Genomic DNA, 24624 nt, shown 5'->3' with positions numbered 1-24624 from the left:
TGTGAAACCCGTTCGCCCCGCCGCAGTCGGGAACAGTTCTAATCTGCGCCGGACGCGCCGTCGAGCCGGTCGAGAAACGCGCGCGCCGAAGCCCGCAAGCTGCGTTTCGTGTCGGCATCCATTTTTTCCCAGCTGCGATAGGGCATGGAAAGGCGACGATTGTCGCCCAGCTTGTCCTCGTTGCGCGCAAGGAAATCCCAGTACAGCGCGTTGAACGGGCAGGCATCCTCGCCCGTGCGCTGCTTCACGTCATAGCGGCAGTGCGTGCAATAGTCCGACATCCGGTCGATATAGCTGCCCGACGACGCATAGGGTTTGGATGCGAGAAGCCCGCCATCGCCAAACTGCGTCATGCCCAGCGTGTTGGGAAGCTCGACCCATTCATAGGCGTCGGCATACACTTCCAGATACCATTCATGCACCTGTTTGGGGTCCGCACCGATCAGCAGCGCGAAATTGCCGGTGATCATCAGCCGCTGGATATGGTGGGCATAGGCGTGATCGAGCGTCTGGCCGATCGCCTGGGACAGGCAGTGCATGTCGGTGTCGCCGGTCCAATAGACACCGGGCAGGTCGCGCTTCGCGTTCAGGAAGTTGCGGGCCACATAATCGGGGCCTTCGCGCCAATAGATGCCGCGCACATATTCACGCCATCCGATGATCTGTCGGATGAACCCTTCGGCTGAATTGAGCGGCACCTTGCCGTCGGCATATCGCTCGGCAACGTCGCGGCACAGGTCGAGCGGATCGAGCAGGCCGCAGTTGATATAGGGCGACAGGATCGAGTGCCACAGAAACGGTTCGCCGGTCAGCATCGCATCCTGATAGTCGCCGAAACACGGCAGCGCGTGATCGAGAAACTGACGTTTGGCGCGCATCGCCTCTTCATGCGTGACCGCGAAATGGAAGGAATCGAGGCTTCCGGGATGGTCGGCGAAACGTTTCGCGACCATGTCTATCACCTCACGCGTCACGTCATCTGGCTGGAACTCGATCGGGCGCGGCATGTCGAGCGTGCCGCCCGGCGGCGGCTTGCGGTTCGCCTTGTCATAATTCCATTTGTCGCCTTCAGGCTTGTCGCCATCCATCAGCAGCCCGGTCTTGCGCCGCATCTCGCGGTAGAAATATTCCATGCGAAGCTGACTGCGCCCCTCTGCCCAGTCGTCGAAATCGGCATGGGTGGCGATGAAGCGGGTGTCGGGCCGTATCTCCACCTCCGCCTCGAACCGCGTTTCCCATTGGTCGAGCATTGCGGCGACCCGCCATTCGCCGGCTTCCGTCACGACGATGCGGTCCGGTGAATGGCGTTCCACCGCGCGCGCGACTTCGCCGGTGAAGCTGCCCGAATTGTCGGGATCGTCGAGCTTCACATATTCGACCGTCCAGCCGAGTTGGCGAAGCCGCGCGGCATGGTGGCGCATGGCGGACAGGATGAACGCGATCTTCGCCTTGTGATGACTGACATACGTCGTTTCGTCCGCAACCTCCATCATCAGCACGACGCTGGTATCGGGGTCAGCGCCGTCGAGCGAGGAGATATCAGGGGTAAGCTGGTCGCCAAGAATGGGGATGAGCGTTGTCGTCATTATTCCCTTGGCCGCCTTTCATCCCTACATCGCGGGACATGACACCCAAGCATCTTGGCAAGGAAAGCCCGCTACCCGCCTCTCCCGAAGCGGCGGAGCTCGATTATGTTCCCAATCCGCGCACCGGAAAGCCGTATCTGGTGCGCTTCACCGCGCCCGAATTCACCTCGCTCTGCCCGGTGACGGGACAGCCCGATTTCGCGCATCTGGTGATCGATTACGCGCCGAAGGAAACGATCGTCGAATCGAAGTCGCTCAAGCTGTTCCTCGGCGCATTCCGCAACCATGCGGCATTTCACGAGGATTGCACGGTCGGCATCGGTGAGCGGCTGTTCTCCGAAATGGCGCCGCACTGGCTGCGCATCGGCGGGTATTGGTATCCGCGCGGCGGCATCCCGATCGACGTGTTCTGGCAGAGCGGCCCGCCGCCCGAGGGGCTATGGCTGCCCGATCAGGGCGTGCCGGGATATCGCGGGCGGGGGTAAGCCGACACTGTCATTTCTTACCCCCGTTCACCCTGAGCTTGTCGAAGGGTGGTCTTTCTTTCTGACAACAAGAGAGAACAACGGTGGCTCAGTCGCTCACCACCAATCGCCGGGTGCGGCGGTAGAGGAAGGCGAGAAGGCCCGCGAAAAGCAGGACGCCGAGCAGCAGCGCGGGGGTTTGGAAGCCATCGCCCGCCAGCGCCATCGCGCCGCTGCTACCCGACCCCGCTACAATCCCGGCAAACACCACGCCCCACAGGCTTTCGCCAACGATCATGCCGGTCGCGGTGAGCACGCCCATGCGAAGCGCGAATTCGCTGTCGCGCCGCTTCTCCGCCCAGCGATCGTAGAACCAGCCGATCAGCGCGCCGGTTGATACCGGCAGCATCAGCGACATCGGTAGGTACACGCCGATCCCAACCGCGAGCGGCGGCAGGCGCATCCGCCCCGCCGCGCCAAGCACTTCGTCCAGCATCACGAAGATCACGCCTGCGACCGCGCCCCAGCCGATCATCGCCCAGTTGAGGTCGCCGCCCAGCACGCCCTTGGCCAGTGCCGAAATCAGCGCGGCCTGCGGGGCGGGCAGCGCATTCGGCCCCGCCCCCGGTGCGCCTGCAAACCCGAACGCGGTGTTGAGCAGGTCGAGCACGGGCGGGATGATGATCGAACCGAACACCACCCCGATCACCAGCGCCACCTGCTGCTTCCATGGCGTCGCGCCAACCAGTTGCCCGGTCTTCAGATCCTGAAGATTATCGTTCGAAATCGTCGCAACGCCGAACACCACGCCTGTGACGATCAGCGCATAGGCGACCAGCGCGGCGGTGGTGTCGGGGCCAGTGTCACGGCCGAACATCCCGGCGAGCATCAGCGCGGCGGCAACCACCGACAGGATGCCGATTCCCGAAACCGGCGAATTTGATGCGCCGATCAGCCCCGCCATATAACCGGTAACCGCCGCGATCAGCAGGCCGATGACGCCCACGAAAATGACTGCGCCCGCGATCAGCGACACCTCCGACCCGGCAAGCGGTCCCGACGCGATCACCGAATAGAGCAGCCACCCGATCGCCAGCAGCATGACAAGCGACCCCGCGCCCACGATCGCGATCGGCAGATCACGCTCCTCGACCGACAGCGCTTCGCCCGCATGGCGCGCGCGGCTTGCTGCCATCGCGGAGCGCACCCCGCCGATTACCGGCCCTGCGATCCGAAGCAGCGTCCAGATCGCGGCGACGCCGATAACCCCTGCGCCGAAAAAGCGGACATCGTCGCCGAAAATCTGCCCCGCCCAGGCTTCGGGACCGCCGGGAAGCGGGTTCTGTGCAGTGAGGATGGGAAGCAGGATACCCGAACTGACGATCACGCCGACGAACATGGCGAGGCCAACCGAAATACCGACCAGATGGCCTACGCCCAGCAGCGCGAAGGATAGCGTGAATCCACCCCCCGTCGCGCCGCCACCGACGCGGAACCAGGTCGCCGCTTCGCCTGCGAACAGCCGCGTTTGCGTCAATATCGCATAGCCGGCGCTGGCAAGCCCGTTCCACAGCAGCACCGACAATCCCTTGGCGCTTTCCGCAGCGCCCTCACGCGATTCGGACCCGACTTTCAGCACCTCTGCCGCCGCCTTGCCTTCGGGATAGGGAAGGTCGGTATCGACGACGAGCGCGCGGCGAAGCGGCACCGAGAACAGCACCCCCAATATGCCGCCGGTGCCCGTGATCGCCGCGGTCGTCCAATAGGGAAAGCCCTGCCACCAGCCGATCATGACGAGGCCGGGGAGCACGAAGATGATCGCGGCGAGCGTTCCGGCGGCGCTCGCCACCGTCTGGACGATATTGTTTTCCCAGATGGTCGAATCCTTGAACCCGCGCAGGATCGCCATCGAAATGACGGCGGCGGGGATCGACGTGGCGAAGGTCAGCCCGACCTTCAGCCCCAGATAGACATTGGCGGCGGTGAACAGCAGCGTGATGACCCCGCCCAGCAAGATACCGCGTAGCGTCAGTTCCGCCGGTGATCCGCTGGCCGTCCCGGCCCGCTTCGTGTCGCTCATCCCGTTCCCCGCTTTACTGCCGCAATCCTGCAGGCGTTCATGGCATGTTCGCGCTAGCCGCGCTATGGCGGAAACATATAGCAGCATGGCCGACGATCCGCCCCCCATCCGCAAAATCATCCATGTCGATATGGATGCGTTTTTCGCCAGCGTCGAACAACGCGACAATCCCGCGCTTCGCGGGCGCCCGGTGGCGGTGGGCAGCGCAAAGGCGCGCGGCGTGGTGGCGGCGGCGAGTTACGAAGCGCGCAAATACGGGGTGAAGTCGGCGATGCCGTCGGTCACCGCACAGCGCCGCTGTCCCGGCCTGATCTTCGTTTCCTCGCGCTTCGACGTCTATCGCGCGGTGTCGCAGCAGATTCGCGATATCTTCGCTGACTATACCGACCTGATCGAACCGCTCTCGCTCGACGAAGCGTATCTGGACGTGACGGAGGACCGGCACAGCCTTGGTTCGGCAAGCGCGATCGCGCAGCAGATCCGTGCCCGCATCCGCGAAGAAACGCACCTCACCGCTTCGGCCGGGGTGTCGTACAACAAGTTCATCGCGAAGCTGGCGTCCGACCAGAACAAGCCCGATGGCATGTGCATCATTCCGCCCGCAAAGGGCGCTGCTTTCGTCGCCACGCTGCCGATCCGACGCTTCCATGGCGTCGGGCCGGTGACCGCGACGAAGATGGAGCGGCTGGGCATCCGTACCGGCGCGGACCTTGCGGGCAAGAGCCTGGATTTTCTGAAAGCCCATTTCCGTTCAAGCGCGGACTATCTGTATGGCGCGGCGCGGGGGGAGGACCACCGGCCCGTGCGTCCGGACCGGCCGCGAAAGTCGGTGGGTGCCGAGCGCACGTTCGGAGAGGATTTGCGCGACCGTGCGGCGCTGCGCGACGCATTGGCACGGGTGGCGGACGCGGCATGGGAACGGGTCGAACGCAGCGATACGCGCGGACGCACGGTGACGCTGAAAATCCGTTTCGCCGATTTCACCACCCGCACCCGCGCGATCAGCTTCGCGCAGGAAGTGGACGGCAGCGCGACCTTTCTGGCGATCGGCGAACAGCTTCTCGACCAGTTCCTGCCTACCCGGCTCGGCATCCGTCTGCTCGGACTGACGCTGTCGGGAATCTTCCGTCCCGGCGAGGGGGAAGCAGAGGTTCAACCCGGCTTGCCGCTGTAAAAAAACTCCCGCCCGGTCATCCGGACGGGAGTTTTTCGATGCGAAGCGCTGAAAAAACGCTTCTTATTCGTCGTCGTTATCGATGCCGATCGCGATGTAGCGGCTGACCGTATCGTGCCGCACGTACAGCAGCACCTGGCTACGCCCTGCGACCTTGGCCTGCGCCACTACGCGGCCGAGTTCCTCGGCAGACGTGACCGGCTGACGATTGGCCGAATAGATCAGGTCACCGCGGCTAAGGCCCTTTTGCGCCGCGTCGCTCGAAGGGTCGGCGCCCAGGACGACAACCGCCTTGGTATCGGCCGAAACACCAAGCTGGCGCGCAATGCGCGGGGTCAGCTGGGTCACGCTGATGCCCAGCGACGCGGTCGGGCTTTCGGCCTGCGAATCGGGACCCTGAGGAATGCCGCTGTCATCGTCCTGATTGAGCGGGGTCAGCTCGTCCTCGGGCGGCCGCTGATCCAGCGTCGCGCGCACCGTCATATGCTTGCCGTCGCGAAGCAGTTCGAACGGAACCGTCTGGCCCGGCTTCACATTGGCGACCAGATAGCTGAGCGACTGGTCGGGGGTGACGTCCTTGCCATCGACCTTCAGGACCAGGTCGCCCTGCTTCATGCCCGCCTTGGCGGCGGCGCCGCCCGGTTCGACGGCGGCGAGCAGTTCGCCCTTGCCCTTTTCGACGCCAAGCGCATCGTAGATATCGTCGGTCATCGGCTGAATCTGGACGCCCAGATAGCCGCGCTTGACGGTGCCGCCCTTCATCAGCGTGTCGACGATCGGCTTCGCCTCGGTCGCGGGAATCGCGAAACCGATTCCGACATTGCCGCCCGACGGCGAGAGAATCTGCGAATTGATGCCGATCACATTGCCCTGCATGTCGAACATCGGGCCGCCCGAATTGCCGCGATTGATCGCGGCATCGGTCTGAATGAAGCGGTCATAGGGGCCACCACCGGTGACGCGGTGCACAGCGGAGATGATACCGGCGGTGACCGAAGAGCCGATGCCGAAGGGCTGACCGATCGCGATGATCCAGTCGCCCACCCGCGCCGAATCGGAATTGCCGAACTTCACGAAGGGCAGGTTGTTGCCCTCGATCTTCAGCACCGCAAGGTCGGACGCCTGATCGTTTCCGATCAGCTTCGCCTTGTATTCCTTGCCATTGGTCAGCGTCACGGTGATCGTCTGAACGACCGCGTTGGCGCTTCCCGCCGCGATGACATGGTTATTGGTGACGACATAGCCATCGGGCGAGATCAGGAAGCCCGATCCGAGCGATTCGGCTTCGCGCGTGATCGGACGCCCGCCCCCGCCCTGCTGACCGAAAAACTGTTCGAACGGCGTGCCTGCGAACGGGTTGGCCTGCACCTTCACCTTTTGCGTGGTAGAGATGTTCACCACGGCGGGCTGCAGCTTTTCTACCATGTCGGCGAAGCTGGAGGGCGCGCCGTTGCGAGGCGCGACCTGCGCCATATTGCTGTCGTCATTCTGCGCCGTCTGGGCGCCCGCGGGCTGCTGAAGCGTCATGGACGCGGCAGCGCCGCCGAGGAGAAGTGCGGTGGTGATCGCGTAAGCGTAGCGCACGGATATCGGTCCTCTCAGTTACATGGGGAGCATTGATGCCGCCCTATGCCGCAAAAATGCTGAACCTCGATTGAATATGAACGAAACGACAGCGCCTTACTGCCCCATGAATTCTTTCAGATACTCATTATCAGGGGAAAGGATGATCGTCGATTTGCCTTCCGGGTTCGTGCCGTCCACGCCGAAGGTATGGCGATAGGACTGCATCGCACGCCAGAAGTCATAGAATTTCGGGTCTTTTCCGAAACTGTCGGCATAGATTTTCGCCGCCTGCGCATCGGCATCGGCGCGAATGATCTGTGCCGTTTTCAGCCCCTGCGCGCGAATCGTCAGCGCCTCCTGCTCACGCGCGGTGCGCATCCGCTGGAACGCGCTGTCGAGCGGACTTCCTGACGGCAGATCGGCATGCTTGATCCGCACATCGACGATCTGGACGCCATATTGCCTGGCGACCCGGTTCAGTCCGACCTGGATATTTTCCATCACCTGGCCGCGTTCGGGGCTGAGCAGTGCCGCGAATTCGCGCTTGCCCAGTTCGTTGCGAAGCGCCGAACCAAGGAGCGGTGAAAGCGCGGTTCGCACCGCGTCTTCCGAACCGGCGGTCACGACCATGCGCAGCGGATCGGTGATTCGAAACCGCGCGAACGCGTCGACTTCCAGCCGGAGCTGGTCGGTCGAGAGCACCGGCTGATTGTCGAGTTCGAGGTCGAGGACTCGCTTGTCCACCCATACCACGCGATCGACGAACGGAATTTTGGCGATCACGCCCGCACCGCTGCGTCCCAGCGGCGTATTGGGCTTCCAGCGGTTCACCGTCTTGATCGGCTGCTGGAAACGGAACACCACCGCCTGCCGGTATTCGGGGACGATCGTGAAGGTGTTGAGCAGGATGATCACGACGACCAGCGCCGCGACGGCAAGGGTCATCGGATTACGCCAGAAACCTCGGTTCATTGGCCGTCTCCCTGCGCCTGGGTCGCGGGGGCGGTATTGGCTTTCCCGCCCTGCGCCATCGGGAGATAGGGAACAACGCCCTTGGGTTCGACGATCGTCTTGTCGGACTTCGCCAGAACCTTCTCCATCGTTTCATAATAAAGCCGCCGCCGGGTCACATCGGGGGCCAGCTTGTACTGGGCGTATATCTTGTCGAACTCGGCCGCCTCGCCCTGCGCACCGGCGAGAATCTGCTGGGCATAGGCGCGCGCCTGATTGATGTTTGCCTGTGCATCCTGCTGCGCCGCGGTCACCTTCTTGAACGCTTCGTCCACTTCGCTGGGGGGCGACGAATTCTTGATCGCCACGCCCTGAATGGCGACGCCGGCCTGATATTCGTTCAGCAATTGCTGCATGCGCTGCGCGACACGGCCCTCAATCTCCGAACGGCCGGCACCGATCGCCTCATCCAGCGTCACTTCGGCCAGCACCTCGCGCATGGCGCTTTCCGCCACGGCGCGCACCGTGTCTTCGGGATTACGAATCTGAAACACGAAATTCTGCGGATTGGAAACGTTCCAGCGGACCTGATAGCTCAGATCGACGATATTCTGATCGCCCGTGAGCACCAGATTCTCGCCACCGCCCTGCGGGAAGCTGTCTTCGCGAATCTTTTCGACATCGACCTTCTGGACCGAATTGATCGGGGCGGGCAGCGTGGGCTGGATGCCGGGGCTGAGCGTGCGCGAATAATTGCCGAACATGGTCACCACGCCGCGCTGCTGCGGACCGATGACGTGAAAGCTGGTGAAAACCAGCCAGACGAGCAGGATCAGCCCGATCCCGATCAGCCAGATTCCGCGCCCGCCCGGCGCCTGAAATCCGCCGCCGCCGCCGGTATCGCCGGGACCGCCGCCGCCGCGCCGCGCGCGTTTCAGGAAGTCGTCAAGCGAGGTGACGCTGCCGCCGCCGCGCCTGCGCCCCTCCGGCGGGAATTGCCACGGATTGCGCGGACCGCCCCCGTTGCCGCCGGATTCGCCGCCGTCACCATTGCCCCCGTTTCCCCAGGGACCCTTGCTGTCGCTCTTCAGGATCGCGCCGATGCGCGTCATCCACCCCGTCCAATAGGCCATGCATGCCTTTATAGGCAGATGCGCGCCGATTTATAGTGGCGAGAATGCGATTTCCTCCTATCTGGCCCGGCATGATCGATACCAAGCATCTGGACGCCGCGCTCGCCCCCGTGGCGGCGGGTCGGGCGAGCACGCGGGCCAAGGAAGGGCGCGTCGATATCATTCTCGATGTGACCGGCCTGCCCGAAGCCACGCGCGACGCGCTGGAACAAGATGTCCGCTCGGCGGCTGCCGCCGTGGCCGGGGTGGCCGAAGTGCGCATCGCGCGCACCCAGAGCCGGGTGCGGCGAAAGCTGATCGCGGTCGCCAGCGGCAAGGGCGGCGTGGGCAAATCGACCGTATCGGCGAATCTGGCGGTCGCGCTGGCAAAGGGCGGCCGTGCGACCGGGCTGGTCGATGCCGATATCTATGGACCTTCGCAACCGGTGCTGATGGGCGTGGCGGGCACCCGGCCGCAAGCGCGCGACAAGACGTTGATCCCGGTGCCCACCGCCTATGACGTGCCGCTGCTGTCGATGGGCCAGCTCGTCGATCCGGGCAAGGCGCTCGCCTGGCGCGGGCCGATGGCCGGAGGCGCGCTCGGCCAGTTGATCGACGCCGACTGGGGCGAGATCGATACGCTTGTCCTCGACCTGCCGCCGGGCACCGGCGACGTTCAGCTCACCATGGTGCAAAAGCACAAGCCTGCCGGTGCGGTGATCGTGTGCACGCCGCAGGACCTTGCGCTGATCGATGCGCGCCGTGCGATCGACCTGTTCGCGAAGACCGATGTCCCGATCATCGGCATTGTCGAGAATATGGCGGGCTATGCCTGTCCCGAATGCGGCGCGATATCCGATCCGTTCGGACGCGGCGGTGCCGAAGCGGCGGCGCAGGAAATGGGTGTCCCTTTTCTTGGCCGCATTCCCCTCGACATCGCGATTCGCACCCAGTCGGACGCGGGCACGCCACCGGCAAGCGGGAACGGGCCGCAGGCGCGGGCGTTCGGAAAAATAGGCGAAAAGGTCGCCGACTGGCTGGGCACGCTGAAAGGATAAGGGATATGCCGCTGACCCGCGACGAGGATATCAGGACGCTGCTGGAAGAAACGCGCACCATCGCCATGATCGGTGCGTCCGACCGGCCCGACCGGGCATCGAACGGCGTGATGAAATTTCTTCAGGGATACGGCTATCGCGTAATTCCGATCAACCCGTCGATCACCGGCGAACATATCCATGGCGAATTCGTGTTTCGCGAACTCGATCAGGTCGAAAATGTGGATATGGTCGATATTTTCCGCAATTCGGACGCCGCCGGCGAAGCGGTCGACCAGGCGATCGCCCATGGCGCGAAATCGGTGTGGATGCAGCTTGGCGTCATCAACGAAGCCGCCGCCGCACGCGCCGAGGCGGCGGGCCTTAAAGTCGTCATGGACCGCTGCCCCAAGATAGAGATTGCGCGGCTGGGCATCGCCGCCGTCGCCTGAACCGCCGGGGCAGCCGGATTAGCGGCGCTCAGTAGCCAATATATGCGTTGCCTGCTCGACCGGCACTGGCGCGCATTCCCGCTCGACCAGCGGGCGGAACGCAACGCACAGCACCATTGGCGACCCTCCGACGATCTCTGCGACCGGCGGAACCATCAGGAAGCCCTCCGCCTCGCAACTGAACAGATAGGGCGCGACCTGGGTCATGCCTTCCAGCGTGGGCACCGCATCGACCGGCTTTGCCGGCCCTGCGTCGCGTCCGCTGTCGAAATATTCGACCGGCAGAAAGCGCGCCGACACGATCTGAAGCCATTCATATGCCTTGCCGAATTGCAGGCCGACTGCGAACTGCCCAGCGCCCACTGGCACGGTGGCGACGAAATGGCCGTCATGCGTCGGCTTTGCGCGAACGCTCGACTGGGTGACGTCGCGCCCATCGGCGAGTAGCAGCGGCACATCCACGCCGCTGTCGCAGAAATCCGCCTGACGCAGATCAAGCCCGAAGCGCCGCTGCGCGAACAGCGTCAGATTGAGCGGCAGCCCGTGCCCGCGAAGCTCGGCAGGCAGATACATGCGATCCGCATCCTTCAGATAGAACAGCCCCTGTTCCTTCAGCCCGCTCGCCGCGACATCCCGGTCGAACAGCCTGACGACATCGTCGCCGCCCAGATTGACGTCATGTTCGAACCGTTCGAGCACGGCGAGTTCCTCGGACTGCGGCAGGAACATCAGCCGCGCCAGAACCGCAGCGGCGGCGCGTCGTTCGAGCGCGCTGCAACCGCTGTCGTCAGTGCGCAGCACCGCGTCGCGATCGCACCGCGCATAGTCGAGGCACCCGCGCTGCGCCGCCTCGCGCGTATCGCTCTGGCGTCCCTTGATGCTCGCCGCGCGGCGGACGGGTTCGCCGTCATCGTCATAATCGATCACCGATCCTTGCGAGACGGTGCATAGCTGTTCGAGCACCGCGACATTGGCGGCAAGCGATTCGAGCATATCGGCGTCATGCGTCGATCCATCGATCAGCCCCGCCTTGTCGAGACCGCTGGCATCCTGTTCGCGCAGCACCAGATACCGGCCCGCCACATCGACGCCAAGCCGTTCGCGCAGCACCGGCTCCACCTGATTCTGCACCGTGCCGTTATAGCCAAGGTCGATCAGCATCAGCGTGTCGCCGGGCGCAAGATCGACTTCGCGGCGAAGATACGCCTCCAAGCGGTCGCCAAAGGCGCGCGCGCGCGCGATCGTGGTCGCGATCCGCTCTCGCGACAGGACAAGGCGATGGAGGGCGCGCACCGGCTTCGCACCGGACGGCAAACCAGCTTCCGCCTCGCCAATTTCGGCTTCGGTGAACAGCAACTGCTTCATCAGCTCGGCGGGGGTGCCGTTGCCGATCTCTGCCTCGACATGGCGGCGTATCCGCGCTTCGCTGTCGAGGCTCGCCGCGATGGCGGTGAAGCGGCTCATCTCGATCGCATGGCTTTGCGTATCGGGGAAAAGCGTATCGAACACGCGGTGCGGCAAATGCCCGTCGCGCATCAGGAAAAGAGGATGAACGCGCCCGCCGCGCTGCGCCAGCGTCTCTCCTTCCGCCTTTACCCAGCGGGCGAAGGGCGCGAACACCGGGCCAAGCACCGAATAGCCCAGCGCCGCCGCGGGATCGTCGATCGCGGGTTCGCCCGCGGCCAGCGTCGCGCGGTGCGGCTGGAACGGCGCGCGCCCAGATTCGACGATGCCGCCCGATGCCGCTTCCAGGCGAAGCCGCTGCACCGTTGCGGGCGAAAACTGGACAAGATGAAGCGCCGGGATGCCCAGCGTCTGGGCCGCTTTCAGGTCGGCATTGGGGTTATCGCCGATGTGCAGCACGCGTCCGGGCTTGCTCTTCATCGCTTTCAGCATGATGCCGAGCAGCCCTTCTCCCTTCGACCTGCCATGCTCGGACGAAGCGAAGATACGGTCGATCAGGTCGGTCACCGCCTCGCCGGCCGCGCGTGCGATCAGGTCGCGAAGCTGGCTTGCGCTGAAATAGGTGTCGCTGACGATCACCACCTTCATCCCTGCCGCCTTCGCCTTGCGCATGAGCGCCACCGTGGGGGCGAAGGCGAAACAATGGCGTGCCTCGATATCGATCTCGGCGCGAACGCCCGCCGCGCGCGCGCCATCATCCGCATTGGGGAAGGCGTGCGCGTAGATTTCCTCGATCGTCGCTTCGTTTCGCCCATGGCGCAGGATCGCCGATCGGCGGGCATGCTGTTCCGCCCAGATGCGCTGTTGCCGGGTGAGGCCGGGGAGCAGGTGAAACAGATCCTGCGGCGCGTGACAATCGCGCCACAACAAGGTGTCGAAACAGTCGAGCGAAAGGATTTTCGCGCCGCCATGCGCATCCAGCGCGTCGGGCAAGGCATGCGGCAGGATCGTCATATCGGTCATCTTTGCTCCCCTGGACCGATAGTTTTATAGGATGGCGCGGCCAAAGGCGGTCGCCGTCCGAACTGTCGGTCCGGGGATGCGCGGGCCGCCTGCCGCCCGCGCGACGCCTGCGGTCAGTCGCGCAGCAGTTCGTTGATGCTGGTTTTGGCGCGGGTGCCCTCATCCACCTTCTTGATGATGACGGCGCAATACAGCGCGGGCCTGCCCTCGCCACCGCCGGTCGAACCGGGAACGACGACGGCGAACGGCGGCACTTCGCCGCGGGTGACCTCGCCGGTCTCGCGGTCGATGATCTTGGTCGATTTTCCCAGATACACGCCCATCGAAAGCACCGCGCCTTCGCCCACGCGAACACCCTCCGCCACTTCGGATCGCGCACCGATAAACGCGCCATCGCCGATGATGACGGGATCGGCCTGAAGCGGTTCGAGCACGCCGCCAATGCCGGCACCGCCCGACAGATGGACATTCCGGCCGATTTGCGCGCAGCTGCCCACCGTGGCCCAGGTGTCGACCATCGTGCCTTCACCGACATGGGCGCCGATATTGACGAAACTGGGCATCAGCACCGCGCCCTCGCCGACGAATGATCCGCGCCGGACGATTGCGCCGGGCACCGCGCGGAACCCCGCTTCGCGGAACCGGTCGGTGCCCCAGCCTTCGAATTTGGATGGCACCTTGTCGAACCAGCTTGTACCGCCCGGACCGCTCATTTCGACATTGTCGTTGAGCCGGAACGACAGCAGCACCGCCTTTTTCAGCCATTGGTTCACCTGCCAGCCGTCCGCGCCGTCTGGCGCGGCGACGCGTGCGCGCCCGGTGTCGAGCAGGGTCAGCGCCGCATCCACCGCATCACGGATTTCGCCCTTGGTACCCAGCCCGATCGACGCGCGGTCTTCCCAGCCCGCATCGATGATCGCTTGCAGTTGCTCGCTCAATTATGCCTCCTGAATCGCTTCGAGCCATCGGCGCAGATCGCCGGTCGTGAAATCGATGAAATCGCGTTCGGCCTCCACGCCCTGTTCGGACCCGTTGTCCACCCACACGGTCGCCATGCCGATCGCCTTTGCCGGTTTCAGGTTGCGCGCCATATCCTCCGCGAACAGCGCGGTTTCCGGCCTGACCGCATAGGCGTCGCAAAAGCCGCGATACCCCGACGGATCGGGCTTGGGACGATAGCCGGTCGCATGAATGTCGTGGATCGCCTCGAATGTTTCGCCAAGCCCCAGCCGGTCGAGCACGCGCCGCGCATAAGGGGCATCGCCATTGGTGAAGACCAGCTTCCTTCCCGGCAGCTTCGCGATAGCAGCGGCGAGCGGCGCGTCATGTTCGAGCACGTCCATTTCGACGTCATGAACATACTCAAGGAAATCGTGCGGATCGACGCCGTGATCGGCCATCAGGCCGAACAGCGTCGCGCCATGCGCATGAAAATATTCCTTCTGCACACGAAATGCTTCGTCCCGATCGCAGCCCAGCAACCGGGCGACATAATCGGTCATTCGCGCGTCGATCCGGGCGAACAGGTTCGCGCTTGCCGGATACAGCGTGTTGTCCAGATCGAAGATCCAGGTGTCGATATGGGCCAGGCGGTCGATCATGCGACATGCGCTCTAGGCGGCGATCGCGCGCCCGGCAATGGCCGACATATGCGCGTACGAAAAGTCCATTAAGACCAATTCAATAGCTTAAAAACTATGCTGGCCGCGAACCGCAGACAGGGGGACGGCCTATAATGACCGACAGGATGACCCGACAAGCGACCATATTGCTTCAGCGCACGGGCGCACTGGCCATCGCGCTTGCCACTGCCGCGTGCAGCGGGGGCGGTGGTGGTGGCGGCGTATCGACCACCCCGCCGCCCGCGAGCAGCGCGCCTGTCCCGACGCCTTCGCCCAGCCCGACTCCGACCCCCCCGACTCCGACCCCGACGCCGCCCGCCACCAATTACGACACCGCCGAATATCGCGGCTCGGCCGGCCCCGTCTCGATGAACGCGCTCGCCGCGTATCAGGCGGGAGCGACGGGAAGCGGCGTTATCGCAGGGGTCATCGACACCGGCATCGACACCGACAGCGCGCAGTTCGGCAACCGGGTGCTTTCCGCTTCGCTGAACGTGGCGGGCGGATCGACGATCGAGGATGAAGACGGCCATGGCACTGCGGTCGCATTCACGCTTGCCGGCGGGCGCGATGGCCAGACGCTGCCGGGCCAGGGCGTGGCGTTCGATGCTTCGCTGCTCGTGGTGCGCGCGGACACCCCCGCCAGCTGCGCCGCGGAAAGCGATGACGATGGCGGCGACTGCTCGTTCCTCGACAGCAATATCGCGAAGGGGCTCGACGCTGCGCGCGCGGCGGGTGCGCGCGTGGTCAACCTGTCGCTTGGCGGCGATGCGCCCGGCGCGCGGATGAAACAGGCGATCGCCGATGCCACCGCGGCCGGAATCATTCTGGTGATGAGCGCGGGCAATGACGGCGAGGCCAATCCGAACGGCTTTACCGATCCGGCGCTTGATCCGTCGCTGTCCAACGGACTGATCATCATCGCCGGTTCGGTCAATTCATCCGACACCATTTCCAGCTTCAGCAATCGGGCGGGGGCAAGCGCAGCGCATTATCTGACCGCCGTGGGCGAAGGCGTGCTCGCCCCCGGGCTTGACGGCACCACCTATCGATGGGCGGGAACCTCCTTTTCCGCGCCGCAGATTTCGGGCGCAATCGCGCTTCTCGCCCAGGCCTTCCCCAATCTGACCGGCAAGCAGATCGTCGACCTGCTTTTTCGCACCGCGCGCGATGCCGGGGAGAGCGGCGTCGACAGCGTATACGGCAACGGCGTCCTCGACCTGACAGAGGCATTCCAGCCGCAGGGAACCATGTCGGTCGCGGGCACCGATGCGGTGGCGTCGATGGACGTAAATGCGACGCTTTCCGCGCCGATGGGCGATGCGGCGACCGGCGCGCTGGAGACGGTGGCGCTCGACCGATACGATCGCGCCTATACGCTCGACCTTGCGGGCACGATCCGCAATTCGGGACCGCAAACCATGCTTGCCGCCGCATTGGGTGCCGGGCGGCGTACGCTCGGCGTGGATGCCGGAGCCACCGGCATTGCGGTGACGATCGCGCCGGGCATGTCGAACAGCGGCTATGAACCACTGGGCCTTGCGCAAAGCGACATGCGCGCCGCGCGCGGCATCGCCGCCAGCGTCAGTACGCAGCTGGGCAAGCACCTGTCCTTCGCCATCGCCACATCGCAAAGCGGGACGGCGCTTGCCGCCGGTCTTGCCGGGCAGGCGCAACCCGCCTTCCTGATCGCCGACGATCCGACGCGCGTGGCTGGTTTTGCCGCCGATATCGATGCCGCCGCTGCAATTCGTCAGGTTTTCGGCGAATGGGGCGTGACGGCGGCCGCGGAGCGCGGTTCGGCGCTGGACCGCGCGAACGAAGCGATCGAAGCCGCGCGCGGGCGATGGGACCGCTATGACTATAACCGCACTACGCTGGCGATCGACCGTGCGGTCGGGCCGGTACGCGCAAGCGCCGCGATCACCCGCCTAGACGAAAGCGACACCGTGCTCGGCGCGCATTTCGAAGGGTCGCTGGGCGGGGCAAGCGCGACAAGCTGGTTCGCCGATCTCTCCGCCCGTGCCGATCTGGGCGAAGGCTGGTCAGCGGGCGCAAGCATGCGACGTGGCTGGACCCGCGCGCACCTGAACGCCGCGATCGCCGGCGACGGCACGATCCGCACCAGCGGCTTTGCGGTCGATATCGGCAGGCGCGATGCCTGGACCCGCGGCGACCGGATCGCACTGCGCCTCAGCCAGCCGCTGCGCGTATCATCGGGGGGAATCGACCTCACCCTGCCCGCGAACTGGGATTATGACAGCGAAAGCGTCGATGCGTTTCGCACCCAGCGGCTGAACCTCGCCCCGCGCGGGCGGGAGGTCAACGCCGAGCTTGGCTATACTCGGCCATGGATCGGCGGCACCGTTTCCAGCAATTTCTTCTACCGCCGCGATCCTGGAAATATCGCAACGCTTCCCGATGATTACGGGATGGCGCTGCGCTTCTCGGTGGACTTCTGACCGGCGGCGCACTGGAAGGCGGGCCATCTCGCCACCATCTGAACGCGCATGACTGCCTATTCCATGCTCGACCTCGTCCCCATCGTCGAAGGCGGCGATGCGGCGAGCGCCCTTGCCAACGCCGCCGACCTTGCCCGCCAGGCGGAGGCAAGCGGCTATACCCGCTATTGGGTGGCGGAACATCACGGCATGCCTGGAATCGCCAGCGCCGCAACCTCGGTCGTAATCGGCCATGTCGCCGGACGGACCAGCAGCATTCGCGTCGGCGCAGGCGGCATCATGCTGCCCAATCATTCGCCGCTGGTGATCGCCGAACAGTTCGGCACGCTCGATGCGCTTTATCCCGGCCGGATCGATCTTGGGCTTGGCCGGGCACCGGGATCGGACCAGAAGGTGTCCCGCGCGCTTCGCCGGACGCTGGAAAGCGATCCGCAGGCGTTTCCGCGCGACGTGATGGAACTGCAAAGCTATTTCGCCGATGACGGGCAAACGGGCATCAGCGCGGTTCCCGGCGCGGGCGCGAATGTTCCGATCTGGATATTGGGGTCCAGCCTGTTCGGCGCGCAGCTCGCCGCGGCGCTTGGCCTTCCTTATGCCTTCGCCTCGCATTTCGCGCCTGCCGCACTCGATCAGGCGATCGCGCTGTATCGGCGCGACTTCAAACCATCGGCGCAGCTGGACAAACCGCATGTGATGCTGGGTTTCAACGTCATCGCCGCCGATACCGATGAAGAGGCCGACTATCTCGCCAGTTCGCAGCAACAGGCCTTTGTCGCGATCCGCACCGGCCGCCCCATGCCGCTTCCCCGCCCAGTCGAAAACTATCGCGCCACACTGGGCGCGCAGGGAAATGCCATTCTGGATCAGGTACTTGAATGTTCAGCGATCGGTTCGCGCGATACCGTAACTCGCGGGCTCGCCGCTTTTATCGAGCGCACCGGGGCCGACGAACTGATGCTGACCGGCGGCATTCACGATCCCGAAAAGCGCAAACGCTCTTTCGCCATCGCCGCCGAGGCAATGGCGGCGCTCGACAGATAATAGAAGAATGTCGTCACAGCGCGTGCACGATCAGCATCGCGACGCAGATGGCGCAAAAGGAAAGCAGCCCGATTTTCAGGTCGCGTGGCGGCTTCATGCGATCGCGTCCACCGGATCGGCGGGCGCGCGCATCGCGCTGCGAAACAGGGCGCAATAGCTTCGACATATGCTGTCATGCGCGTCAGCGGCGGCCGAACAGGGAGAGGCGATCGCCATGATCGCTTCCTGTTCGGCGCGCCGCGACAGGGAAGGAAGGTCGAAAAATGGGGGCATGATTCGGTCTCCTGCTCCCCCCTGCCGAACGAGCCTTTGACCAGCGCATGTTTCGCGCAAATGTCGGCTCAAAGCCGCGAGTGAAAAGCGTTCAGCCCGCCGCGGGCAGGCGCAGGCGGACCAGCAGACCGCCCAGATCCTCGCTCTCTTCCAGGCTTGCCGAACCTTCGTAAATCTCTGCCACGTCGCGGACGATGGCGAGACCCAGCCCGGTCCCCGGCTTGCCGGTATCCAACCGGACGCCGCGTTCGAACAGGCGCTGGCGATCCGCTTCGGCGATACCGGGTCCGTCATCCTCGACCAGAATCTCGACAAAGCCCGAATCGGCGCGCGCCGTCACGAAGACGCTGCCGCCGCCGTATTTGGCTGCGTTCTCGACCAGATTGCCAAGAATTTCCTCAAGGTCCTGCCGTTCGATATGCCCGATCAGGCCTTCGCTCGCGTCCGCGTCGATACGGACATGCGGATAGAGCCGTGACACCGCGCGCTCCACCGCATCGACCGCCGCACCGATGTCGCAGCGGCTGTGCGACGACCCGCGTCGCCCGACGGCGCGCGCGCGCGCAAGGTGATGATCGACCTGCCGCCGCATCGTGCGCGCTTCGCGGACCACGGTTTCGGACAATTCGCCCGACTGCGCGCTGGCGGCATTCATGATGACGGTAAGCGGCGTCTTCAGCGCATGGGCAAGGTTGCCCGCATGGCGCCGCGCCTCTTCCGCCTGGCGATCGTTATGCGCCACCAGCGCGTTCAATTCCTCCACCATCGGCGCGACTTCGCCGGGCATGTCGCCCTCGATCCGGGTCAGTTCGCCGGCGCGAAGCCGTGCGATCGCGATCCTCAGCTTGCGCAATGGGATCAGCCCGTACCAGGTCTGCAACGTCGCCATGAAGATCAGGCCAAGCCCCAGCAGCAGGAAGCTGCGCACAATGGTCCGGCGCATCGCCGCGATCTGCGCATCGAGCGTTTCGCGATCCTGCGCCACCTGAAACCGCCACAGAACTTCCGAACCGGGCAGTTTGAGATCGCGCTCGACCACGCGCAATTTCTGGTCGGCAAACTGGTTACTGTCATAGGCGTGGACGCGCATGTCCTGATGCGCCCGGTCGGTCTTTAGCAGGCGATCCCATAAAGAGCGCGAGGGAAAGGGTTCATAGCCCTGACCCGACACCTGCCAATACAGCCCCGAATAGGGTTCAAGGAACCGCTGATCCCCCAGCGGGCGGTTGAACATCACCTCCCCATCGGGACCGATCTCCGCCGAAACCATCATCGAATTGAGCAGATATTCGAGCTGGTCGTCGAAATTCTTGGTCACCGCGCTGGTCAGCACCCGATCGAGCGCGAAGCCGCCACCGGCGAGCAGCAGCATGATCCACGCCGCCGCGACGAAGATCATCCGGCGGCTGAGCGAACCGGTGATCCGCACATGCGGGCGCGGTGCCGGGCTGGGGGCGGGGTCGGCGGCCAAGGCGGGGCGCGAAGTCAGGGCGTCGGTGGGCGAAACGTTACTGCGCCGCCGCCTCTCCCTCTTCGTCCAGGCTGTAGCCCAGCCCGCGAATGGTGGTGATCGTATCGGCGCCCAGTTTCTTGCGGATGCGGGTCACGAACACTTCGATCGTGTTCGAATCGCGATCGAAATCCTGGTCATAGATATGTTCGATCAGTTCGGTGCGGCTGACCACCTTGCCCTTGTGATGGAGCAGATAGGAAAGCAGCTTGTATTCCTGCGCGGTCAGCTTCACCGGCTCGCCGCCCTTGGTCACCTTGCCCGACCGGGTGTCGAGGCGGATGTCGCCCGCGGTCAGCTCCGCCGAGGCATTGCCGCTGGCGCGGCGGATCAGCGCGCGCAGCCGGGCGATCAGTTCCTCGGTCTGGAACGGTTTGGCGACATAATCGTCGGCGCCGGCGTCCAGCCCCGCAACCTTGTCCGACCAGCTGTCGCGCGCGGTAAGCACCAGCACCGGCATTGTCTTGCCCTCCTTGCGCCAGCGGTCTAGCACGGTCAGCCCGTCGATTTCGGGCAGGCCGAGGTCGAGCACGATTGCATCATAGCTTTCGGTGGAACCCAGAAAATGCCCTTCCTCGCCATCGGCGGCGGCATCGACGGCATAGCCCGCCCCTTCCAGCGTCGACTGGAGCTGCTGACGAAGATTGGGTTCGTCCTCGACGATCAGAACGCGCATATGCTTTCCCTGTGCTTGTGCCCGAACCGGTGGTTCATCCGCCGGTTCGGCGCAGAATATGGCCCGACCGGCCGTCGACATCCACCCAGATCACCGCGCCTTCGCGCAGGAACTTCAACGTATAGGTGGCGGTGGGCGGTTCGAAGTCGAAGCCCAGATATTGCGCGTCCGGCATTTGCGGCAGGACGCGGCGCTGAATTTCACGCAACGGAAGGATTCGCCCGGCCTGCCGCGCCTCACGCGCCGCATTCTGGTCGCTGTGACGCGACTGCGCGTCGGCGGGGGCCTGGCCTGTGAACACCACGCAGGCGGCCATAAGGGCGATGACGACCATTCGCATCGGGTTGGCATAGCTTGCCCGCGTTGAACAGCCTGTGAATGACGCAGTTAGGGGAATGCAAGCACACCGCTTGCGCAGCGGCCATGCTCCGCCTACCTCCACCCGCCATGGCGGCACCTGTTCTGGCGTATGAAAATCTGGGGCTCCAGCAAGGCGCTGGCTGGCTCTTTCGCGATCTCAACCTGTTCATCGGCGAACGCGACCGGCTGGCACTGATCGGCCGCAACGGCGCGGGCAAGACCACGCTGATGAAGCTGATCGCCGGGCAGATTGAAGCCGATGCGGGACGCCGGACGATTCGCCCCGGCACGAAAGTGGTGATGCTGGAACAGGAACCGGCCATCGCGAAATACGACACGCTGCTCGATTTCGTGCTGTCGGGCGACGACGCGCCGGAGAAATACGCCGCCGAAGCGATTGCCGACCAGCTTGGCATCGACCTGTCGCGAAACGCGAAAACCGCCAGCGGCGGCGAACGGCGGCGCGCCGCGATCGCGCGCGCGCTGGGGCAGGAACCCGATGTGCTGCTGCTCGACGAACCAACCAACCATCTCGACCTTGCCGCGATCGACTGGCTGGAGGACTGGCTGGGCCGTTTTACCGGCGCATTCGTCGTCATCAGCCATGACCGCACCTTCCTCACCCGGCTGACCCGCCAGACGCTGTGGCTCGATCGCGGGTCGATCCGGCGCAACGAAGTGGGCTTTGGCGGGTTCGAAGCCTGGACCGAGCAGGTCTATGCCGAAGAGGCGCGCGCGGCCGAAAAGCTCGACGCGAAGCTGAAGATAGAGGCGCACTGGCTGGAACGCGGCGTCACCGCACGGCGCAAGCGCAACCAGGGGCGGCTGGAAAAGCTGCATCAGATGCGCGCCACCCGCGCCGCGATGGTCGGTCCCGCCGGCACCGCGAAGCTGGCGGTAGAGAGCGACGACAGCAAGACGAAGATCGTGATCGACGCCGATACGATCACCAAAGGCTATGGCGACCGCACCATCATTCGCGATTTCTCGCTTCGTGTGCAGCGCGGCGACCGGATCGGCGTGGTGGGATCGAACGGCGCGGGCAAGACGACGCTACTGAAGCTGCTGACCGGTGAGATCGAACCCGATTCGGGCACCATCACGCGCGCGAAGACGCTCGACGGCATCTTCATCGATCAACAGCGCAGCCTGATGCAGCCCGACAAGCTGGTGCGCGACGTGCTGGCCGAGGGCGGCGACTGGGTCGATGTGCGCGGTACGCGAAAGCATGTTCAGGGCTATCTGAAGGATTTTCTGTTCGATCCCTCGCTGATCGAGGCGAAGATCGGCACGCTTTCGGGCGGCGAACAGTCGCGCCTGTTGCTGGCGCGCGAATTCGCCCGGTCGTCCAACCTTCTGGTACTCGACGAACCGACCAACGATCTCGACCTCGAAACGCTCGACCTGCTTCAGGAAGTGATCGCCGATTATGAAGGGACGGTGTTGATCGTCAGCCATGATCGCGACTTTCTCGACCGCACGGTTACGATCACGCTGGGGCTGGATGGATCGGGCACGGTTGACGTGATCGCCGGCGGCTATGCCGATTGGGAAGCCAAGCGCAAACCCAAGATGCAGCCAAAGGCGAAGGCGAAAGCAGGCGGTGGCGGCACAGGTAGCCCGCCCAGAACCAAGGCGGCGAAGCTAAGTTACAAGGATCAGCGCGATTACGACCGTTTGCCCGGCAGGATCGAGGAAATCGATCGCGAGATCGAACGCGACGAAACCGCGCTCGCCGACCCCGATCTGTTCACCAGCGACCCCGCGCGGTTCCAGGCACTGACCGCCGGTCTGGAAAAACTTCGCGCCGAAAAGGAAGCGGCCGAAATCCGCTGGCTGGAACTTGCTGAACAGGCCGAATCGCTCGGCTGAGCAAACGATCACGGGTCGAGGTGAAAAACCGCCTTGGTGCCGTTCGCGCCTGATTGCATCGTCATCGTCGCGCGTGCTTGGCGCGCAAACGCCTCGATCAGCTTTTGTCCCAACCCGCCATCGGCGCGCGTGCGCACGGGGCCGGTAGGCATGCCGATGCCGTCGTCCGCGACCGTCAGCACATAGCCCGCCCCCTCGCTGCGCAGCGAAACCTCGATCGTTCCGCTGGCGCGCCCTGAAAAAGCGTGTTTCGATGCGTTGGTGACGAGTTCGTTGACGATCAGCCCGATCGACACGGCGCGATCGCGCGGCATGCGGATCGTATCGCTGTGACATTCAAGATGGACCGCGCCATACAGCATCTGCGCCTTTGACAGCGCATCGCACAGTTCGCCCAGATAGGTCGCCATATCGACCGCTGTCGGCCCGCTGTCGCCGCGATACAGATGACGATGTGCGCGAGCGATGCTGTCCACCCGGTTGAGCGCCGCGCCCAGCGCATCGGCCGTCGCAGGTTCGCGCGCGCGGCGACGCTGCATGTCGAGCAGGCTGGCAACCACGGCGAAATTATTCTTCACGCGATGATCGAATTCGGCAAGGAACAGGTCGCGCTCGGCGATCTGGCGGTCGCGCTCGCGCGTGGCGCGTCGCGCCGCCGCGCGGAACAGTTCGGCGATGGCGACCGTGATGATTACCGAAATCGCCACCGACGCAACGCTGAGCGATCCGGCAGCTTCAGCAAAGCGAAACGAACTGCGCACCGGGTACAGAAAGAACCAAGTGTAGAGGATCAGCACCAAACCGGCCACCGCGCCCGCCTGCCAGCGTGCGAAGAACGTCGCCAGCATCGCGGCAGGAAAGATCAGCGCGAAAACGGCGCCGCCGGGGACCACCGCGTCAAGAAGCATGCGAACAAGCGCAGCGATCGCCGCACAAGCAAGTCCGATGCCCAGTTGCGCCACCCAGCGCGGCATGAACGGCCGCAGCCGTTCGGACAGGTCCAGCTCCCCCAGATTCTCCACAATCGGATGTGGCTGGGCCTTCGCCTTCAAGTCAAGCGCGATTGCGCACCATATCGCCCCCACGCGGCGGATACTGGTCCGATTGCGCCAAAGCGTTGCTTTTTCGGTTCGATCAGAGTGGCTTGCCGGCGCGTCCGGCCAGGTCGACGACATATTGCCAGGCCACCCGGCCCGACCGGCTGCCGCGCCGCGTCGCCCATTGCAATGCGTCGTCGGCATCGAAGGGAAGGTCGTGCGCCTGCACATATCCGCGTACGATCGCCAGATACGCATCCTGATCGACGACATGGAACCCAAGGCTAAGCCCGAACCGGTCCGCGAGCGCCAGATTGTCGTCGATCGAATCGCGCGGATTGATCGCGCTTTCCTGTTCGGCAAGGTCGCGGGGCAGCAGATGCCGCCGGTTCGCCGTTACGATCAGCCGCGCATTGTCGGGTCGTGCGTCGGCTCCGCCCTCCAGCATCGAACGCAGCGCGCGCCCTTCGCTTGCCGCTTCAAAGCCGAGATCGTCGACGAATACCGCAAAGGCGCGATCGACACCGGCCAGCGTGGAAAACAGCGCGGGCAAGGTCGCGAGCGGTGCCACCACCTCGACCAGCGCGATCGAGCGGCCCTGTGCCTGCAGCGCACCGACAACGCTTTTGACCAGCGCCGATTTGCCGGTCCCCCGCGCGCCCCATAACAACGCATCCTGCGCCGCGTGTCGATGCGCCAGCCGGTCCAGATTTGCGCGCAGCACATCGCGCTGGCCATCTACGCCGCGCAGCAGGTCGAGTGGCAAGGGGCGGAAGGATCGCGCCGCGACCAGCGCTTCGCCATGCCACAGATAGGCGGGATGCGCTTGCGGGTCCGCCGCTTCGGGCGGCGGCGGCGCCAGCCGTTCGAGCGCTTCGGCGATGCGGGTCATCGGATCGGTCATGGGACGCGCTATAGCGGG

The 24624-nt window shown here is 64.6% G+C and carries 21 protein-coding genes; 7 read left to right on the top strand and 14 right to left on the bottom strand.

Features of this window, described 5'->3' with window-relative positions; all coding sequences use genetic code 11:
* Positions 1–38: 38 nt before the first annotated feature.
* Entirely contained in the window at positions 39–1586 is a 1548-nt protein-coding gene (locus tag KY084_RS03930; RefSeq protein ID WP_219237142.1) for a cryptochrome/photolyase family protein, read from the bottom strand.
* A gap of 38 nt (positions 1587–1624) precedes the next feature.
* On the opposite strand from KY084_RS03930, the gene queF reads away from it, so the two are divergent.
* Positions 1625–2071 carry a preQ(1) synthase gene (queF, locus tag KY084_RS03925; protein ID WP_219237141.1) on the top strand — a complete coding sequence of 149 codons (447 nt, stop codon included), beginning with the start codon at positions 1625–1627 and terminating at the stop codon, positions 2069–2071.
* A gap of 88 nt (positions 2072–2159) precedes the next feature.
* Here queF and KY084_RS03920 read toward each other — a convergent pair whose 3' ends face one another.
* Positions 2160–4130: an OPT family oligopeptide transporter gene (locus KY084_RS03920; RefSeq protein WP_219237140.1), complete on the bottom strand. Its 1971-nt coding sequence runs from the start codon at positions 4128–4130 to the stop codon at positions 2160–2162.
* Positions 4131–4215: 85 nt separating this feature from the next.
* Between KY084_RS03920 and dinB the strand changes: the two genes are divergently transcribed.
* Complete coding sequence (gene dinB, locus KY084_RS03915; RefSeq protein WP_219237139.1) at positions 4216–5304, top strand: DNA polymerase IV; 1089 nt, start codon at positions 4216–4218, stop codon at positions 5302–5304.
* 63 nt (positions 5305–5367) lie between these two features.
* Here the strand turns inward: dinB and KY084_RS03910 are convergent, their stop codons facing one another.
* The 3 genes from KY084_RS03910 to hflK form a co-directional block, all read right to left on the bottom strand.
* Positions 5368–6888, bottom strand: a complete 1521-nt coding sequence (locus tag KY084_RS03910) for a Do family serine endopeptidase (RefSeq protein ID WP_219237138.1) — start codon at positions 6886–6888, stop codon at positions 5368–5370.
* A gap of 96 nt (positions 6889–6984) precedes the next feature.
* Positions 6985–7842, bottom strand: a complete 858-nt coding sequence (gene hflC, locus KY084_RS03905; RefSeq protein WP_219237137.1) for a protease modulator HflC — start codon at positions 7840–7842, stop codon at positions 6985–6987.
* Positions 7839–8954, bottom strand: a complete 1116-nt coding sequence (gene hflK / locus KY084_RS03900) for an FtsH protease activity modulator HflK (RefSeq protein ID WP_246586864.1) — start codon at positions 8952–8954, stop codon at positions 7839–7841. Before hflK ends, hflC begins: the two co-directional genes overlap by 4 nt.
* A 44-nt stretch (positions 8955–8998) precedes the next feature.
* Here hflK and KY084_RS03895 point away from each other — a divergent pair, with 44 nt between their 5' ends.
* Together KY084_RS03895 and KY084_RS03890 are read left to right on the top strand one after the other, a co-directional pair.
* The gene (locus KY084_RS03895; protein WP_425516715.1) at positions 8999–9991 is read left to right on the top strand and encodes an Mrp/NBP35 family ATP-binding protein; all 993 of its coding nucleotides are present in this window, start codon (positions 8999–9001) and stop codon (positions 9989–9991) included.
* 5 nt (positions 9992–9996) lie between these two features.
* Positions 9997–10422 (top strand): CoA-binding protein, encoded by a 426-nt coding sequence (locus KY084_RS03890; RefSeq protein WP_219237136.1) that lies wholly within the window; start codon positions 9997–9999, stop codon positions 10420–10422.
* A gap of 18 nt (positions 10423–10440) precedes the next feature.
* Here KY084_RS03890 and KY084_RS03885 read toward each other — a convergent pair whose 3' ends face one another.
* The 3 genes from KY084_RS03885 to KY084_RS03875 all read right to left on the bottom strand — a co-directional run bounded on the left by KY084_RS03885 (position 10441) and on the right by KY084_RS03875 (position 14450).
* Positions 10441–12849, bottom strand: coding sequence for an HAD family hydrolase (locus KY084_RS03885; RefSeq protein WP_219237135.1), 2409 nt, complete (start codon positions 12847–12849; stop codon positions 10441–10443).
* Positions 12850–12962: 113 nt separating this feature from the next.
* Positions 12963–13787, bottom strand: a complete 825-nt coding sequence (gene dapD / locus KY084_RS03880) for a 2,3,4,5-tetrahydropyridine-2,6-dicarboxylate N-succinyltransferase (RefSeq protein ID WP_219237134.1) — start codon at positions 13785–13787, stop codon at positions 12963–12965.
* The gene (locus KY084_RS03875) at positions 13788–14450 is read right to left on the bottom strand and encodes a pyrimidine 5'-nucleotidase (protein ID WP_219237133.1); all 663 of its coding nucleotides are present in this window, start codon (positions 14448–14450) and stop codon (positions 13788–13790) included.
* Between the two features lie 134 nt (positions 14451–14584).
* Here KY084_RS03875 and KY084_RS03870 point away from each other — a divergent pair, with 134 nt between their 5' ends.
* Positions 14585–16933: a S8 family peptidase gene (locus KY084_RS03870; RefSeq protein ID WP_246586863.1), complete on the top strand. Its 2349-nt coding sequence runs from the start codon at positions 14585–14587 to the stop codon at positions 16931–16933.
* A gap of 48 nt (positions 16934–16981) precedes the next feature.
* Complete coding sequence (locus tag KY084_RS03865; RefSeq protein WP_219237132.1) at positions 16982–17974, top strand: LLM class flavin-dependent oxidoreductase; 993 nt, start codon at positions 16982–16984, stop codon at positions 17972–17974.
* Positions 17975–18067: 93 nt separating this feature from the next.
* On the opposite strand, the gene KY084_RS03860 is transcribed toward KY084_RS03865, so the two are convergent.
* From KY084_RS03860 to KY084_RS03845, 4 genes are all read right to left on the bottom strand, one after another.
* A complete protein-coding gene (locus KY084_RS03860) occupies positions 18068–18247 on the bottom strand; it encodes a hypothetical protein (protein WP_219237131.1) in 180 nt (59 codons plus the stop codon).
* Positions 18248–18338: 91 nt separating this feature from the next.
* The gene (locus KY084_RS03855; RefSeq protein WP_219237382.1) at positions 18339–19646 is read right to left on the bottom strand and encodes a sensor histidine kinase; all 1308 of its coding nucleotides are present in this window, start codon (positions 19644–19646) and stop codon (positions 18339–18341) included.
* A 109-nt stretch (positions 19647–19755) separates the two neighbouring features.
* Entirely contained in the window at positions 19756–20433 is a 678-nt protein-coding gene (locus KY084_RS03850) for a response regulator transcription factor (protein ID WP_219237130.1), read from the bottom strand.
* A 34-nt stretch (positions 20434–20467) separates the two neighbouring features.
* Positions 20468–20773 carry a hypothetical protein gene (locus tag KY084_RS03845; protein ID WP_219237129.1) on the bottom strand — a complete coding sequence of 102 codons (306 nt, stop codon included), beginning with the start codon at positions 20771–20773 and terminating at the stop codon, positions 20468–20470.
* A 107-nt stretch (positions 20774–20880) separates the two neighbouring features.
* On the opposite strand from KY084_RS03845, the gene KY084_RS03840 reads away from it, so the two are divergent.
* Positions 20881–22665, top strand: a complete 1785-nt coding sequence (locus tag KY084_RS03840) for an ABC-F family ATP-binding cassette domain-containing protein (RefSeq protein WP_219237381.1) — start codon at positions 20881–20883, stop codon at positions 22663–22665.
* Positions 22666–22673: 8 nt separating this feature from the next.
* Here the strand turns inward: KY084_RS03840 and KY084_RS03835 are convergent, their stop codons facing one another.
* Together KY084_RS03835 and KY084_RS03830 are read right to left on the bottom strand one after the other, a co-directional pair.
* On the bottom strand, positions 22674–23717 hold the full coding sequence (locus KY084_RS03835; protein ID WP_219237128.1) for a sensor histidine kinase: 1044 nt from the start codon (positions 23715–23717) through the stop codon (positions 22674–22676).
* An 82-nt stretch (positions 23718–23799) separates the two neighbouring features.
* The gene (locus KY084_RS03830; protein WP_219237127.1) at positions 23800–24606 is read right to left on the bottom strand and encodes a DUF815 domain-containing protein; all 807 of its coding nucleotides are present in this window, start codon (positions 24604–24606) and stop codon (positions 23800–23802) included.
* Between the last annotated feature and the right edge of the window lie 18 nt (positions 24607–24624).

Origin of the sequence: Stakelama flava (assembly GCF_019351405.1) — a bacterium.
Taxonomy (GTDB): Bacteria; Pseudomonadota; Alphaproteobacteria; order Sphingomonadales; family Sphingomonadaceae; genus Sphingomonas; species Sphingomonas flava_A.
Note: the sequence above shows the minus strand (reverse complement) of the source record. Positions and strands in the feature narration are given on the sequence as shown.